Genomic DNA, 16218 nt, shown 5'->3' with positions numbered 1-16218 from the left:
TATCTATGAGTGTGACTTCTTCTGGTGGATCGTCTGATTATTTAATCTTTCGCCAACGGAATGGATTGAGAAATTTAAACTTGTCGTAGTTCAAGCGTAGGGTGATTTGTGTGCCGCCCGTGCTTGGATTTACTGTGTCGACTTGAGCACCGATTAGACGGGCGCGCCGCTTGAGTGAGGAAGGCGTTTGTCCTGATAGGCCTTTGCCGTTGTCGCTAATGATTAGAATAATCTCTTTGTAGTTAGCTGTTAGCTGCGTGTAGACTTGTGTGGCTCCAGAGTGACGACATATGTTGATGAGCGCCTCTTTGTAAAAGAGAAAAAGATCAATGCTTGTGCGGGGCTTGAGTTGTTCGATCCATTCTTCGCCTTCGACTGAAAAGCTGTGATCGAAATTGCCCCCGATACGTTTGGCCGTGCGTTGCATATCGCTGACCAGCCCGATAAAAAGCCCTTTGGCTTCCAGTATATTTGTGCAGTAGCGAATAGCTGTCGTGGTTCGATTCGCGAGCATCAGGATGCGTTGATGTGTAGATTTCCATTCGTCAGGAGATTCTGTGTCTTGGGCTAGATCGCTCAGCATTCTAATCGAGTGTATGTTGGCGCCGAGTTCATCGTGTAGGTCGGCGGCCAGTCGTTCTTTGATAAGGGCGATTTGCCTGAGCCGGATGATGCGGTCTATTAGAATAATCGCGCCGATGCTGACGATCAATAGGGCCGCTAGCCAGATCAAGCGCTTGAAGTGGGTCTTCTGGCTCGCATAGCGTTGGCTCAGTTCTGCCATGACGATTGGACGTTCTTTTTCTAATTCGTGCCGCTGGGCGAGCTCTTGAATCCATTGTCGAATCGGTAGGATTTTTCCGTAGAAGTTGTGGCCATCCGTTAGGGTCGATATATCTCTATCTACTTTGGGCGCATCAAAGTTGACGCTGGCTTGTATGCCGTAAGCCACGTTTTGACCTTCGGAGAAAATCTCAATCTCAGCGAAACCAATGAACGATTTTGTAGTGCCCCTATCGTCATGGTCGTCTGTGGGCAGACCCGTCAAGCGGACAAAGCGGCATCGAGTTTCGGGAAGGTTCCACATGAGTATGGGGCCCATCTCAAAAATGGACGACGCTTGGTGATCCACTAAGGTGACTGCATCCGAAAAGTCAGCATCGTTAGAGGCTTCGATCTTCAGATGTTTAGGTGTCCCAGGATCATTGATGTTTCCCTGTGGGATTGTGTCGCTCAGTTCAATTGCGTGCAGGTGGATACGAGAAATCGTCTGCGGCGCTTTCAAATCGATCGTTATTGCGGGTGTGTCCGTCGAAATGACTGAACTCATCCATGCGTTACTTTTCCACCCGTGGCTTTCATCCATGAGATAGGGGACGAATCCATCTGTCAAATAACGTGCGCCCCATGGGATAGCCAGCACCGGGCCTTGGGTGGACGCGGTGACCGGCCTTTTCAGGGCGACGTTTTCTGATCCGCTGAAGACGAAAAGTTCCGTCAATTGTAGAATGTATTGGCCGTCATACCCCCGGGGGGACAGGCGATCCGCATTGACCCGTATCCATGAGGCAGTTGTGTTTGAGCAAGGTATTACGACTGGTGCGATACGTGGCAGTAGGCCATCCACCTCTGTGTATGAAGCGATTACTTGACCTTCGTCTTCGTTGCCATTGCCCGCAATGATTTGAAAGCTTAAAGGGAATCCGTCCGCTTGGATGCCTGATTCGGTGGATCGCCACAGGCAGGGGACTAGCACGATTTCGTCAATCGGGAATTCGCCCCCTAGATCGACTTGCACCCATTCGGTGTGCTCGCTGATTTCTCTGGGATCTGAGCGGTAGCCGATGGAGCCCGCCCCGCCGCGCAGATTGATCGGGGCCAGTTGAGCGAGTGCTTCGTCGATGACCGCCAAGCGTTGCTCAAGCGCGTCGAGTGACAACTCCTGTTGTTCGGCGTGCGCTGGCAGCATAGACAGGATTAGAGCAGTTGAGAATAAAAGTATGCGCAGATCCATGTTGGATATAGGTAGCACGCTAGCAGCGGCCTGTCATTTTTAATTTTTCTGAGTGAGCAGCATGTGCCCTTCGCCGTAGACTGCGACTATGCCTTGTCACCTAAAAAGGTGACTAGGTGGATTTATAAAAAACGATATAATGTCGCCGTTGATGAGTTATTTGGCTCTAAACAAACTGAAACAAATTCCCCATACTTTGTAATACAAATAATTATGAGAACGCAACTTAGTATCATAGCAATGCTCTTAGGCCTCGGTGACTCTTTATCCACGGGGCCGATTTATTAATGACTTCCTCGAGCGGTTTGGGAAACTGGACCTATACGGTCATATCGGCACCCGAGATGCATCCATCTGGCTGGTGAATGGGGGGCGATCTGAAATTGGTTACCACTGATTACGATGACATCGAGCAACATGCCTTGATTCGATCCGGAGCAACTATGGCTGCCGGCGAGGAGGCTCTGTTGACGATGGCGCAATGGCCGGTGTCTGGATCAGGAGATGACAACAATTCGTATGGTCAATTACGTGGGGGGCACTCTTCAAAGCGGAGATCTAGTCTCTGCTCGGCACCCTATGGCCGTCCGGACACCGGATGGCAAGCAGATCGTCTTTAAGATACCGTCGCCGGAGAACACTACTCGCTGCAGGGGCTATAACAATAACAGGACAGGCAATCTGTTATTCTAGTAATAAACTTAACCATCCGAACCCTTTAACTTTTCATCTATGAGTGATTTTGAACACGAACCTCCGGTTGTCGCAAACGTCGTAAAAAACGAATATGAGCGAGAACCCGTCCCCGAGCACGCGCTGAAAGGCCCCAAGTCATTTTGGGGAATGTATGCGGGCGAACATGCCGCCGGCACGGAATTTATGATCGGGCCACTATTCCTGCTCGCGGGGGTCAGCCTGCAGAATATCTTCTGGGGGCTCCTCTTAGGAAACATCCTTGCCGTCTGCAGTTGGCGTTTTCTCTGTGCTCCGATCGCCACCCGCGCCCGTATGACGCTCTACTTTCAACTGGAGAAGATCGCGGGCAAGGGCCTGGTCAAGGTTTACAACTTAGCCAACGGCATCCTGTTCTGCTTCCTCGCGGGTGCGATGATCACCGTCTCTGCCACCGCCGTGGGCATACCGTTCAACCTGGAAATGCCCGCGTTTGACGCGATCTATCCGAATAGCCTGACATTCGTCGCCATCGTCGTCGGAGTCGGCGCGGTCATTACCGTGGTCGCCTCGCTCGGCTACGAGGCCGTTGCCAAGTTCGCCAACATCGCCGCGCCTTGGATGGTGCTGGTGTTTTTCGGCTGCGGCGTCGTCGCGCTCAAGCAACTCGGAGTCACCTCATACGCCGAACTCGAATCGATCTGGTCGGAATCCATCACCTTCGCCCAGGCCGGAACGGAGGGCGCCCCGATGGGCTTCTGGAGCGTGGTCCTTTTCGCATGGTTCTGCAACGCGGCCATGCACGTCGGGATGTCGGATCTTTCTGTCTTCCGCTATGCGAAAAAGCCTTCCGCTGGGTGGGCCACGCTTGGCGGCATGTTCATCGGCCACTATATGGCATGGATCGCCGCCGCGTTCATGCTCGCCGCACAGATCAAGCTCGTGCAGAGCGCCACGCCCGTTCCCGGTCCTATGGCCAACAACGTCGCGGGGCTCGCGGGCATCATCTGCGTGATCGTCGCCGGATGGACCACCGCGAACCCCACCATCTACCGCGCCGGGTTGGCGTTCCAGGCGATCTTTCCGAAGAGTCGGCGCCTGACCATGACGCTGACGGCCGGCGCCATCGCGACCTTCGCCGCCGTGTTCCCGGCGTTCGCCTTCAAGCTGCTCGGCTTCGTCGGCCTCTACGGCACCATTCTCGCCCCGATGGGCGCGATCATCTTCGCTGACTGGTCCTTTAGCCGCCGAGTCGGCATCACTCAGTTCTACGCCGAAAGGCACGGCATTCTATACAACCCATCCGTGTTGCTCGCATGGCTGATCCCTGTCGCCGTCGCTCTCTACTTCATTGTCGGGAAAGGGGGCACCGCCTGGTATTTCCCGCTCCCCGCATGGATCGCCTGCGGCATGCTCTATCTCGTGTTCAGCCGATTCCTTCAAAAAACTACTTCATGAAAGCTATCTGCAAACCTATAAGTTGGATCTCGCTACTGCTGATCATCATCCCGCCTTTCCTTTATTTCTCCAACACTATTGGCGAGGATCTGCTCAAGAGCCTGCTTGCGGTCGGAACCTTGGTCTGGTTCGTCACCGCGTCGCTCTGGATGTGGAACTCCGAGTAGATCATCGCCCAATATCACAGCCTGCCAGTACATGTTCACTGTCGTACCAAGAAAATGAAATTCTTCCTCCTTTCCCTTGCCCTCTTCGGGGGGGGCGACTTTCTGCGGTGGCACCCAAAAACATTCTCTGCATTCTTGCGGATGATCAGCGCAGCGATGTGCTCGGCTGTTAGGGCAACGAGCTTATTCAAACCCCGACGCTTGATAGCTACCTGACAACTCTCCCCGAAATCAGAAAAAGGAACAAATGATGCTGAAACTATTTGAGATACGCCTACACGTCGCCGCCGCGGTCATCACGCTCGCTTCGCTTTGCTCAGCCGTTGCGGAGCAGCGGCCCAATCTTCTGTTTGTATTTGCCGATCAGTGGCGAGGTCAAGCGACGGGCTATGCGGGCGACCCGAATCTGCTGGGGAAAACGCCGCATCTGGATCGGCTGGCGAAAGAGGGGGTTAATTTAGTCAACGCGGTTTCGACCATGCCCGTGTGTACGCCGTATCGCGCCAGCTTGCTGACGGGGCAATATGCGCTGTCTCATGGCCTTTTCATGAACGACGCGCCGCTTAATCCGGAGCTCACAACCATCGGCAAAGTCTATAAAGCGGCGGGCTATGACACCGCCTATGTCGGTAAATGGCACATCGACGGGCACGGACGCTCGGCTTATATTCCTGAAGAGCGGCGGCACGGTTTTGATTACTGGAAAGTGCTCGAATGCACGCACAACTACAACAACAACTCCGCCTACTACGCAGGGAACGATCTCAAAAAGAAAAAATGGGAGGGTTACGACGCCATCGCGCAGACCCGCGACATGCAGCGCTATATTATCGAGCACGCTCAAACCCAAAAGCCGTTTATGGCCGTTCTCTCTTGGGGGGCGCCGCACGACCCGTACAACACCGCGCCCGCTAAATATAAAAAGCAGTTTCCGGTGTCGAAGATTCAACTTCGCCCCAATGTCCCCGCCGCAAATGCAAAAAGAGCGCGCAAAGATCTCGCGGGCTACTACGCCCATATTATCGCGCTCGACGAATGCCTCGGCGATCTAATGGCGACACTTGATGAGGCGGGTATTCGCGACAACACGATCCTCGTTTTCACCTCCGACCATGGCGATATGCTCTATTCGCACAGCGAACAACGCAAACAGCAGCCATACGACGAATCGACTCGAGTCCCATTGTTGGTGCGTTATCCAGCCCGCTGCGACGGGCGGGAAATCGATATGCCGATCGGCTCGCCGGATATCATGCCTACACTCCTCGGACTCAGCAGCCTCCCAATTCCCGAAGGTGTGGAAGGTAGCGACTATTCCCGCGTTCTGACGGGCGAATCCGAGCCCAGCAATGACGCGGCGCTGATTGAATGCATCACTCCGTTCGGGTCCTGGCATCGTGGCAACGGCGGGCGCGAATACCGTGGCCTCCGCACGCGGCAATACACCTACGCGCGCGATCTCAAAGGTCCGTGGCTCCTTTTTGATAACAAAAAAGATCCGTATCAAACAACCAACCTTGTCGACTCGCCCGATGCGGAACCTGTGCTAAAAAAACTCGATGCGATGCTTACGCAAAAACTAGCAGAACGATCCGACGAATTTATGCCCGGTGAAGCATACATCAAAAAATGGGGCTACAAAGTCGATGGCCGCGGAACCATTCCTTACATTAAGTAAAATTAGCAGAGCATCTAGCAGGATGCTTCCTGATTAGAAGATTACTATGAAAAATAACGCATTAAAATTGTCACTCGCTACACTTGGCCTGTGTCTGACCTGTGGGGTGAAGTTATTGGATTAGTTCGCCCCATGCGTTTGATTGACAGGGATGTGAGTGCGGGGGCCCTTTGGGCGGCATGAACAGCAAACGTTCGTGCGTACGCATATGGATGTTATGGCAGTGGCTGACTTTTTGAATGTCGAAGCATGGACAAAACGTGGCTTAGTGCGCTTTCATGTATTTTTGTAATGTCTCTGGCTAAGCGAAAAGTAGAGATCGCTCATATCGGATGTCAGGTGAATGGTGAAGTTATGGCGCAAGTTGCACGTAACCTAAGCGATGTTGAAGACGGATTCCTGCGTGACATGAAATATTTTATTTGTGATCGCGATGTGCTGTTTACCAAAGAATACCGAAGTATACTTGAAGGCTCAGGAGTTGAAGTCATTCGAACACGGGTAGGGAGACCGCAACAGAATGGATATGCCGAGCGCTTCGTGAAACCAATCAAGACAGGGTGCCTCGATCATTATATTTTTCTCGGCGAAAAGCTCCTGCTTCGAGCAGTTGAGCAATACGTAAAGCACATTTCACTGCCTATGGCTCTGTCACCTAATCAGGTGACTATACAAATCTTATATATAACGATATTCTAGTGTGAGTCTGGAGTTATTCGTCTCTAGGCAAATAAAAAATTATTATCCCAAACTACGTAATACAACAATGAAAAAGCAACTTAGTATCATAGCAATGCTCGCAGGCCTCGGTGGCTCTTTGTCCGCCGCGACCCTTTTTGACGACTTTACTGGGGTCAATGCACTGGATAACTGGACCCATACGGTCATTCTGGACAACGGTAACACCGGCACCCAAAATACATCCACTTGGCAGGTGAATGGCTCTGACCAGCTGGAATTGGTTACCACTAATTTCGATGCCATCGAGCAACATGCCTATATCCGCTCCGGTGCCAGCGTGGCTGTCGGCGAGGAAGCTCAAATTACTCTGACGCTTCCTATTTCCGGAAATAATGCGAATGATTCTTTTGGTATTTACGTCGGTGGCACCGCTCCGGTGTTTAATGTGCGCCAGGACTTCCTCACGCACTATAACAAGAGTGGGTCTGCTAGTAGCTTTTCCACTGGTTTTAATGGCACCACTGCCATTGCTAGCCAATTTGGAACTATTACAGGTGCCGATACGCTTTTCATTGCTCGGACTGCGACGGACACTTATGAGGTAGGCTACTATACTGGTGCTACCCGCACAATTGTTTCAACTCGTGTCGGGCAAATAACTGACGCGGATGTTGTCGGTATTTTCGCTGACACTCGAGCGAATGGAACGCTTTCAAGTATTGATTCCTTTCAAATCATTCCAGAGCCAGGCAGCTTCGCCTTGCTTGCCGGTCTCACCGGCTTGCTGGGTGTGATGCTTCGCCGTCGCAGCTCCTGAGCTTGTCGAATGGACGTCGCGAGCGCGAACACTCGATGATTCGCTTAACTTATTTATTATTAGGGTTAATCATCAGCTTATAGGGGGCCGATGGTTGAGTCCGGCACGCTTGAGAAAGTGTGCCGGACTTTTTTGCGCTCAACGCGCCGTTGTGGGGTGATAGGATTTCGGCCCCCTTCTTCGATCTTCGCGGTTACGGTGAGCATGTTGGGCGAGCAGGGGGAGATGATGGTTTTGATGAAATCACGAGGAACTCTCCATACTGATGGATGATGACACTCAACGGCTCTTTTAGGATTAAGAGTTCCGATTGGCAGAGGGTCACCCATTACGGTGACAAGACAAGCGCTCTAAAAGCTGATAGTATGGAAAGATGTTATTTTTAGTCGTCCAACGAGTTCTGAAGAACCGCTGAATTTGTATCATATGATTTTAAAATATACCTCAGCGACACCGCGCTTTTCCTTTGATCCATTAGAAACTATGTTAAAAACAAAACTATTACTGGGCATGCTGGTTGTTGCGAACTTTGCCCATGCGGCGGATCTGTATGTCTCTCCTGCGGGTTCGGACTCCAATGGCGGGAGCCAAGCCGCCCCGGTGGCCTCGCTGGCCCGTGCGCAAGCGCTGGTCCGCTCCCATGCAGGCAAAACGCCGGTTACGGTGCATGTGGGCGATGGTATCTATTATCTGCCAGAGACGCTGGTCTTCACGCCTGCTGATTCAGGGACGGCGGCCTACCCGGTTGTTTTTATGGCGGAAAATGAGGGGGGGGCGGTCTTGAGTGGTGGCTCGAAGTTGAACCTTAGCTGGCAACCGTATCGCGACGGCATCTATCAGGCCACGACTCCGACTGGTTTGGAGATCGACCAACTCTTTATCAATGGCCGCAATCAGCGCATGGCACGTTACCCGAATTACGATCCGAATAAGAAAGCGGAGCCCTATCAGGGATACTCTGCTGATGCTTTCTCGAAGGATCGTGCCGCTAATTGGGCGGATCCGACCGGCGGCTATATTCACGGAATGCACCGGGCTAGCTGGGGTGGCTACCATTTTCTCATTACCGGCAAGGATGCGACCGGCAAGGTCACTTATGAGGGAGGCTGGCAGAACAACCGCAAGTCTGGAATGCACGAGAAATTCCGAATGGTGGAGAATATCTTTGAGGAGCTCGATGCGGAAGGGGAGTGGTATCACAACGCCAAAACCGATACGCTCTACTACAAGCCCGCGGCTGGAACGGATTTGCACTCTGCCACTGTCGAAGTGGTGCGTTTGCGTCACCTCGTCGAGTTTCAAGGTTCAGAGTCCGCACCTGTGAAACACATCACCCTTCAAGGATTCGTGGTGCGTCATGCGGCGCGCACCTTTATGGACACTAAAGAGCAATTGTTACGCTCGGACTGGGCTATTTACCGTGGCGGTGCCTTTATGCTGACTGGCACTGAAGATATCCAAATTCTGGATACAGAATTCGATCAGGTTGGGGGTAACGCGATATTCGTCAACAACTACAACCGACGCACTTTGGTGAAGGGCTGCCATATTCACGATTCCGGCGCCAGTGGCGTCTGCTTTGTCGGGGATCCCGATGCCGTGAGAAATCCACTTTTTGAATACAACGAGAAGAACGACCTTGCGAGCATCAGCCGCACGCCTGGTCCGAAGACCAACAACTATCCCTCTCTCGGTGTGGTAGAGGATTGCCTGATTCATGGCATCGGTCGCACTGAGCGCCAGCCTGCCGGAGTGATGATGGACATGGCGATGGAGATTACCATTCGAGATACGTCGATCTACGACACCGCGCGTGCGGGGCTCAATATTGGCGACGGTGCCTGGGGCGGACATTTGATCGAGCGTGTGGATGTGTTCGATACCGTGCTGGAGACTCACGACCACGGCTCCTTTAACTCCTGGGGACGCGACCGCTATTGGCGCTCGGATCACCTGACGGCGTCACAGGCAGCAGTCGATAAGGAACCAGACCTTCCGTTTCTCGATGCCATAAAGACCACGGTCATTCGAGACAGTCGCTGGCGTTGCGAGCATGGCTGGGATATCGATTTGGATGACGGGTCCAGCAACTACGATATTTATAATAATCTGATGCTCTGTGGTGGCCTGAAGTTGCGTGAAGGTTTCCGCCGCCGTGTCTGGAATAATGTGATTATCAATAATGGTCTCAGTTCACATGTTTGGTTTCAGAATAGTAATGACTCCGTGCATTCCAACATCATGGCTAGGGCGAATGGGCCCTATATCAAAGAGGATGTCACAGTGGAGGGCTTGGTGAACAGGAACTTCTACTACAGCTCTAACGAAGTAACGCTGAAACAGTTGCAGGCTAAATACAACTGGGATGCCGATTCTAAGGTTGGTGACCCTTTATTCGTGGATCCCGAGAATGGTGACTTTTCCGTGAAAGAAGGCTCACCGGCCTTCGCGGTTGGGTTCAAGAATTTCCCCATGGATCAATTCGGAGTGAAGAAGCCGTCGTTGAAGGCCATCGCGAGGACTCCCTCGTTCGGACCAAAGCCGAGCAAGGCTAAACCGACTCCTGACAAGGCGGCGGTTGTTCCGCAAGCGCAGGTCTGGCAGGGCGCGACGCTGCATTCACTACAAGGGGAAGAGTTCTCCGCTTACGGCGTCACCAAGTCGGATGGCGGAGTCGCGCTCAAGCGTATCGTCCCGGGATCGGTCATGGCGCAAGCCGGCTTCAAGACAGGTGATCTGATTCAGAGAATCGACGGGCAGAAGGTCAGTACGACCACCGACCTTTTCAAGATTCTGGCGTCGAAGCCTGCGGAGTCCTATGAGATGACTGTTGTTCGCAACCAACAGAGTGGGAAACTGCGCATTGTTCCCCATAGCGATGTGGTGGTGGAGACCAGTAACGAAGCAGGCGGTTTCTCGAAGTTGCCACTAGCGGCAAAAGCCTCCGGTACAATCACTACCAAGCCGAAGACCAGCAACGAGCCCGTGGCCGTATTGACGGATGGAAGGCTTGCTGATGATTTCGGGTGCGTCTTTGGTAATACCATTCGCAATGGCGTATACAGGATGGACCTTGGCGCGGTGAAGGATCTCTCCGCTGTCACCGCTTGGTCGTTCAACCAAAGTGGATCGCGCGGGGCTCAGATGCTGACGATCTATGGCAGTAATGACTCGAAGGATCCCGGTTGGGACCTCGGAAAGTTTACCGCGCTCGGGTCGATCGACACGACCGCCCTTACCAGAAAAGACTACTCTGCGGTATCGCTACGCGCACGCTCTGGGAAGTCACTGGGAAGCTACCGCTGGATTGCCTGGGCCGTTAGCCCTGTCAGTGAAATCGGAGGTGGTGAGAATACCGCTTTTCAGGAATTCTCGGTCGAGGTTCGCTAGGATCAGATCACTACAATTTACTTACATACAAACTTACAAAACAACTAAATGAAGAAACACTCACTACTCGCTTTGTTCACCACGACAATGATCGCGGGCACCTTTCAAGCACACGCTGACCCGATGGTTTGTATTGAAAAAGTCAATAGCCCAAGCGGCTTCAGCCATCTTCCCTTACCTACGACTCCTGTCGGCAGGGTGACGGCCAACCAGAAGGTCGTCGATAATTCACTCGAAACCTTGGTCGATGGAGCGCTCGCTGAAGGGTTTGGGCCGGTCTTCAATAATGGTGTCAAGGACGGGGCCTATAAGATGGATCTGGGTCGTGTGCAGCCTGTCGCGGCCATTACCAGTTGGTCGTATAACGAGGGAAGAGTGCGCGGCGCCCAGAAGCTTTCACTCTACGGCAGCAATGCTACCTCCGATCCCGGTTGGGATCTTTCCAAGTTTACTGCGCTCGGCACGATCGATACTGGCGGGGCCTCGACCCAATATTCCGCAGCTTCCCTGCGTGCGCCTCTCCAGCAGTCGCTCGGATCCTACCGCTGGATCGTGTGGGCACCTGCACTGATTTCCAATCGCGGCGGCGGTGAGAATACCGCGTTTCAGGAACTCTCGGTAGAGCTGGGGGCCAACCAACGGATCGTGCCCGCCGAAAGCATCGAGAATGTTTACCTGACGCTTATTCCAGAGGATAAAGGCCTCGATCCGGCCTGGGTGAAGTCCTTGTTCGAGCGCGGCGAGAAAGAGGTCTATAGCTCGGATGCGGCGATGCAGCATATCGGCATGCCGGTTGGTGGGCTGTTTGCTGGCACGGTGTATTTGAGTGGCGATGGGCGGTTGTTCAACTGGGATATTTTTAATAAAGAATCATTGGGCATCCTGCCGGGGCGTATGGAGTTCGAGGGACGTAATCGGCCATGGGATAATGGCGCCCTCTATGTGGCTCCGATGAAGCCAGAGCAACCCTTCCATCAAGGCTTTACGATTCGGGCAAATGGCAAGGAGGTGAGCTTGGATGCTAAGGGTTTTAAGGACGTGACCTTTAACGGGCAATACCCACGTGCGCTGGTTAGCTTTCAAGGTGCGGAACTGCCGGTGAGTGCTCAACTGGAGGCGTTTTCGCCGTTCATTCCGATGAATCCCGATGATTCGGAACTGCCAGCTACCGTGATGCACTACACGGTGAAGAACGAAGGTGCTCAGCCATTGGATCTGACACTTGCTGGTTCCCTCGAGAATGCGGTGAGTTTTATATCCAGAGATTATAAAACTGGGCAGATCCGAAACCGCGTAGTGGATCAGAATGGATTTGTCGGCGTGGAGTGCTCCGTATACTCTTATGATACGGTGGTCAGAGATTCTCCGCGCGAAGCGATCCCGTTCGAAACATTCGATGCAGATGCCGCGCAACGCTGGACTGGCACAGGGAGTGCCTTTGGGAAAAGCCCTTTCGGAGACAATAGCGAGGGGCGAGTCAATACCCTTACCTTTGAGCCTAAAGAAGGTGAGGCATTATCGGGCAATGAACAACGGCAGGCGAATCAACGCATAGGGGGATTGACCGGAACTTTAACCAGTCGGCCGTTTAAAATTGAACGCCAGTTTATCACCGCATCGGTAGCGGGCGCTGCCGACCTCACCAAGGTCGGGCTTTACGTGCTGGTGGATGGTGAGGTCGTTGCCTCTACCTCGGGAAGCTATAGTAACAATTTGATACCAGTCACGCTGGACGTGTCGCGTTTCGAGGGCAAAATGGCGACCTTGGAGATCCGCGACCATGAGAAGCCGCAGACGCCGCACTTGCGAACCATGGCTGGCATCATCGTGGACGATATTGTTTTCACCGACACACCTGCGGTGCCGCGCACGCTTCTGGAAGACCTGCCAGATTTCGGAACCATGTCGCTGGCCTTATTGGGTGACGGGGAGGTGGATGCCTCGACGACTGCGGCGAATCAGCAAGCGGAGGCAACGGCCGAGCTTGGCGAATCGCTGGTGGGCGAAGTGGGTCGCTCCGTGCGTCTCGCTCCAGGCGAGGAAGCGACCTTCACCTTTGTGGTCTCGTGGTTTATACCGAATTATAGCAATGTGCATATGCCGAGAGAACACGCCGGGCATCATTATGCCTCACGCTTTGCGTCTTCGACCGAAGTGACCGCCTATTTATTGGAAAACTCCGACCGCCTTTTTACTCAGACGCGTCAATGGGTTGATACCTGGTATAACTCGTCGCTGCCGTATTGGTTCCTGGATCGCACCATGGCCAACACCTCGACCTTGGCCACTATGACCAGTCAGAGATTTGAGGACGGACGCTTTTGGGGATGGGAAGGGGTTTCCTCCTGCGCCGGAACGTGCTCTCACGTGTGGCAGTATGCGCAGGCAGTTTCTCGCTTGTTTCCCTCGCTGGAACGGAACACCCGTGATGTCGCGGACTTCGGTGTTGGCTTCAGTGCACAAGGCGGCATTGGTCACCGTATCAGTATGGGCGGCGGTCTGGTCGCCGACGACGGTCAGCTCGGGCGAATCCTGAGTGTCTATCGCGAGCATCAGATGACGACCGACAATACGTTCTTGGAGCACATGTGGCCGCGCGTGAAGAAAGGCATGGATTATATCATCGCCAAGGATAAGGATCAGGACGGTGTGCTGGATGGGTCTTATCAAAATACCTTGGACGGTAAGTGGTATGGCAAATTCTCTTGGTCGATCACCCAGTATGTCGCTGGCCTGCGTGCCGCCGAAGCGATGGCCAACGAAATCGGCGATACGGAATATGCGCAGCAGTGCAAGCATCTCGCCGATCAGGGTTCTACGGCAGTTGATGAGCTCTTCAATGGCGAATATTTCATTCAGGACAAAGGGGATAAACCCGACTCTTTTGGACACGGCGACGGCTGCTTTATTGATCAAGTCTTTGGCCAGAGCTGGGCACACTGGGTCGGGCTGGGGCATATCATCGATGTCGATATGCAGCGCAGCGCCTTGCGATCGATCTATCGCTACAACTTTATTTCTGACTTCGGGCCTTACCGCGAGGTGTTTCGTAACGGAAGGGTGTATGCCTTGCCGGGAGATGCCGGACTGCTGATGTGCACTTGGCCGAAAGGGCCGATGGGCAAAGGGGAAGACCACATCTACTTCTACGAAATCATGAGTGGTTTCGAGTGGCAGGCCGCATCGCATATGATCTTTGAAGGGATCGATGCACCCGATCTACTGGAGAAAGGATTGATCGTGTCTCGTGCGATTCATGACCGCTACAGTGCGGAACTACGCAATCCGTATAATGAGATTGAGTGTGGCGATCACTACGCCCGTGCCATGGCCAGCTACGGCGCTTATCAAGCGATGTGCGGCTATCAGTATCACGGCCCCAAAGGGGAGTTGTCGTTTGCACCGCGCCTGACGCCAGAAGACTTTCGCGCCGCCTTCACCACCGCCGAAGGTTGGGGGAGTTTTGCGCAAAAGGTATCTGGTGGTCGTCAATTTGCCGTGATCGATTTAGGCTACGGAACGCTCGAATTGAAGCAGCTGAGCTTGGGCAAGGTCAAGGGCACGCAGGCAAATGCTGTCTCAGTGAAAATCGGTGGGAAAGTGATCCCTGCGACATTGAACTATAACGAGGGTAATTACGTCGTGCATTTCGACACGACCGTCAGCTTGCAGGCCGGCCAACGCCTGGAAGTCGCCTTTAACTAAGAAACGAAATCGAGCAAAAATGAAACTATGAAGAAATTTCAATTACTATTATTAGCTTGCCTGGCGCTGCAGCTCTTTCCATCTGCCTGGGCGAATCAATTTCCAGGTGAGCCAACCGACTTTAAAGGGTTTGATCTTTATACCGTTCCGACATCAAGCGGCAAGATTAGGGTCGTTTGTCCTAAGACCGCTGCGCCTGGGAAACCCTGGCTGTGGAGGTATGGTATGTTCTGGATGTCAATACCGCGATTTTACAATGCGGATCTGGAGCTGGTTCGGCAGGGATATCATGTTGTGCTAGCACCGGGCAATGTCTATGGACATCCGAGCGGAAATGCCACCATTGATGCGGCGTATGATCTGCTGACCACGGAGTATGGGTTCTCGAAAAAGTGCAATCTGGCGTCCATGAGTCGTGAAACGCTGGCGTTGGCACGCTGGGCCTACACCCACTCGGAACGGGTGGACAGTCTCTATATCGACAACGGCGTTTGTAGCTTGAAGAGCTGGCCCGGAGGCAAATCCGTACCGGGCAGTGATTCCATTGCCTCTGGGAACTACACGCTCTGGGGGCAAGTCAAAGATACCTTTGGCTGGACCTCGGATGCAGAGGCGCTTGCGAAGCAAGAGGCGGAGAGCCTCATTGGCATGCTGGCACCGATGGCCGCAGCCGATATTTCGATTCTGATGGTTTGCGGAGACAGCGACCCCGCCGTTCCTTATGAGGAAAACGATGCGATCGTGGAAGAGCGCTATAAAGCGCTCGGCGGTTCCATCGAGGTGATTGTAGAAAAAAAAGGCCACTCTCACGGCATGAAAGCCCCGGCTCCGGTCATTGAGTTCATTAAACAGAACACCAGTGCCGGTAAAGAGTTGGGGGCTATTTGGTTCATCGGCGATTCGATTACGCAAAGCGTGGCCGATGGGGATCCAACAGGATCTCCCCGCAAATCGCTCTACGATCTGTTGATGGCGGATGGTTTCGACTTCAGCTATACCGGACATTTCACGGCCAATGTGGATGGCTTGCCGACAACGGGAGGCAAGCCTGCCGACAACCTCTATCACTATCACTCCGGAGTTTCCGGAATCCGAATTGGAGAGGCGGGTGGCGCGTCAGGCTTCGCCAAGAACCTCGTCACCTATTGGAACAGTGGCCGGTTAGCGGAGGAGAAACCTGATACTATTCTGATCATGCTTGGCACCAATGATGTGGCGACACCGGTTGGAGCGACCGATCGGTTAAGGAGTCTCGTTGAAGACATTTATTCATTACCTGATGTGGGGAACCCCGCCATTTACCTTGCATCTATTCCGCCGAATCGGAGAAACGCCAGTGATACCGCATATGTGGCCGCGTTTAATGCCGAGGTTCCAGGAATCGTAGCCGAGTTTCAGGCCGAAGGGAAAGATGTCCATTTTGTAGATCAGTTCACTGCGCTCGACGATGCGTATGCGAGCTGCATGAGGAGGGATAATCTGCACCCGAATGCAACAGGCAACGAGATCATTGCCCAAACATGGTTTGATGCGATTTCTGCGCCAGTCTATGTCACTGTAACGGAATGAGCGGTCTCCATGCCGTCATCGTGACCGACAGTAAGAGTCTCGCGAAGGAAGATAAACTCTTCGGTCG

Annotated in this window: 10 protein-coding genes; 9 read left to right on the top strand and 1 reads right to left on the bottom strand. The window is 53.2% G+C overall.

Annotated elements, in window-relative coordinates:
• Positions 1-37: 37 nt before the first annotated feature.
• On the bottom strand, positions 38-1969 hold the full coding sequence (locus SH580_RS06180; RefSeq protein WP_319834139.1) for a histidine kinase: 1932 nt from the start codon (positions 1967-1969) through the stop codon (positions 38-40).
• Between the two features lie 410 nt (positions 1970-2379).
• On the opposite strand from SH580_RS06180, the gene SH580_RS06175 reads away from it, so the two are divergent.
• The 9 genes from SH580_RS06175 (at position 2380) to SH580_RS06135 (ending at position 16151) form a co-directional block, all read left to right on the top strand.
• On the top strand, positions 2380-2634 hold the full coding sequence (locus SH580_RS06175; RefSeq protein ID WP_319834138.1) for a hypothetical protein: 255 nt from the start codon (positions 2380-2382) through the stop codon (positions 2632-2634).
• Between the two features lie 112 nt (positions 2635-2746).
• Entirely contained in the window at positions 2747-4144 is a 1398-nt protein-coding gene (locus tag SH580_RS06170) for a purine-cytosine permease family protein (RefSeq protein WP_319834137.1), read from the top strand.
• Complete coding sequence (locus SH580_RS06165) at positions 4141-4311, top strand: hypothetical protein (RefSeq protein ID WP_319834136.1); 171 nt, start codon at positions 4141-4143, stop codon at positions 4309-4311. The genes SH580_RS06170 and SH580_RS06165 overlap by 4 nt, the downstream gene beginning before the upstream one ends.
• A 247-nt stretch (positions 4312-4558) precedes the next feature.
• Positions 4559-5989: a sulfatase family protein gene (locus tag SH580_RS06160; protein ID WP_319834135.1), complete on the top strand. Its 1431-nt coding sequence runs from the start codon at positions 4559-4561 to the stop codon at positions 5987-5989.
• Positions 5990-6238: 249 nt separating this feature from the next.
• On the top strand, positions 6239-6688 hold the full coding sequence (locus SH580_RS06155; RefSeq protein ID WP_319834134.1) for an integrase core domain-containing protein: 450 nt from the start codon (positions 6239-6241) through the stop codon (positions 6686-6688).
• 67 nt (positions 6689-6755) lie between these two features.
• Positions 6756-7487, top strand: a complete 732-nt coding sequence (locus tag SH580_RS06150; protein WP_319834133.1) for a hypothetical protein — start codon at positions 6756-6758, stop codon at positions 7485-7487.
• A gap of 483 nt (positions 7488-7970) precedes the next feature.
• A complete protein-coding gene (locus SH580_RS06145) occupies positions 7971-10877 on the top strand; it encodes a PDZ domain-containing protein (protein ID WP_319834132.1) in 2907 nt (968 codons plus the stop codon).
• A 48-nt stretch (positions 10878-10925) separates the two neighbouring features.
• A complete protein-coding gene (locus tag SH580_RS06140; RefSeq protein WP_319834131.1) occupies positions 10926-14582 on the top strand; it encodes a GH116 family glycosyl hydrolase in 3657 nt (1218 codons plus the stop codon).
• 234 nt (positions 14583-14816) lie between these two features.
• Complete coding sequence (locus SH580_RS06135) at positions 14817-16151, top strand: GDSL-type esterase/lipase family protein (RefSeq protein WP_319834130.1); 1335 nt, start codon at positions 14817-14819, stop codon at positions 16149-16151.
• Positions 16152-16218: the final 67 nt, after the last annotated feature.

The sequence above is a fragment of the Coraliomargarita algicola genome, assembly GCF_033878955.1.
Taxonomy (GTDB): Bacteria; Verrucomicrobiota; Verrucomicrobiia; order Opitutales; family Coraliomargaritaceae; genus Thalassobacterium; species Thalassobacterium algicola.
This window is presented reverse-complemented; position numbering and strand designations above follow the sequence as displayed.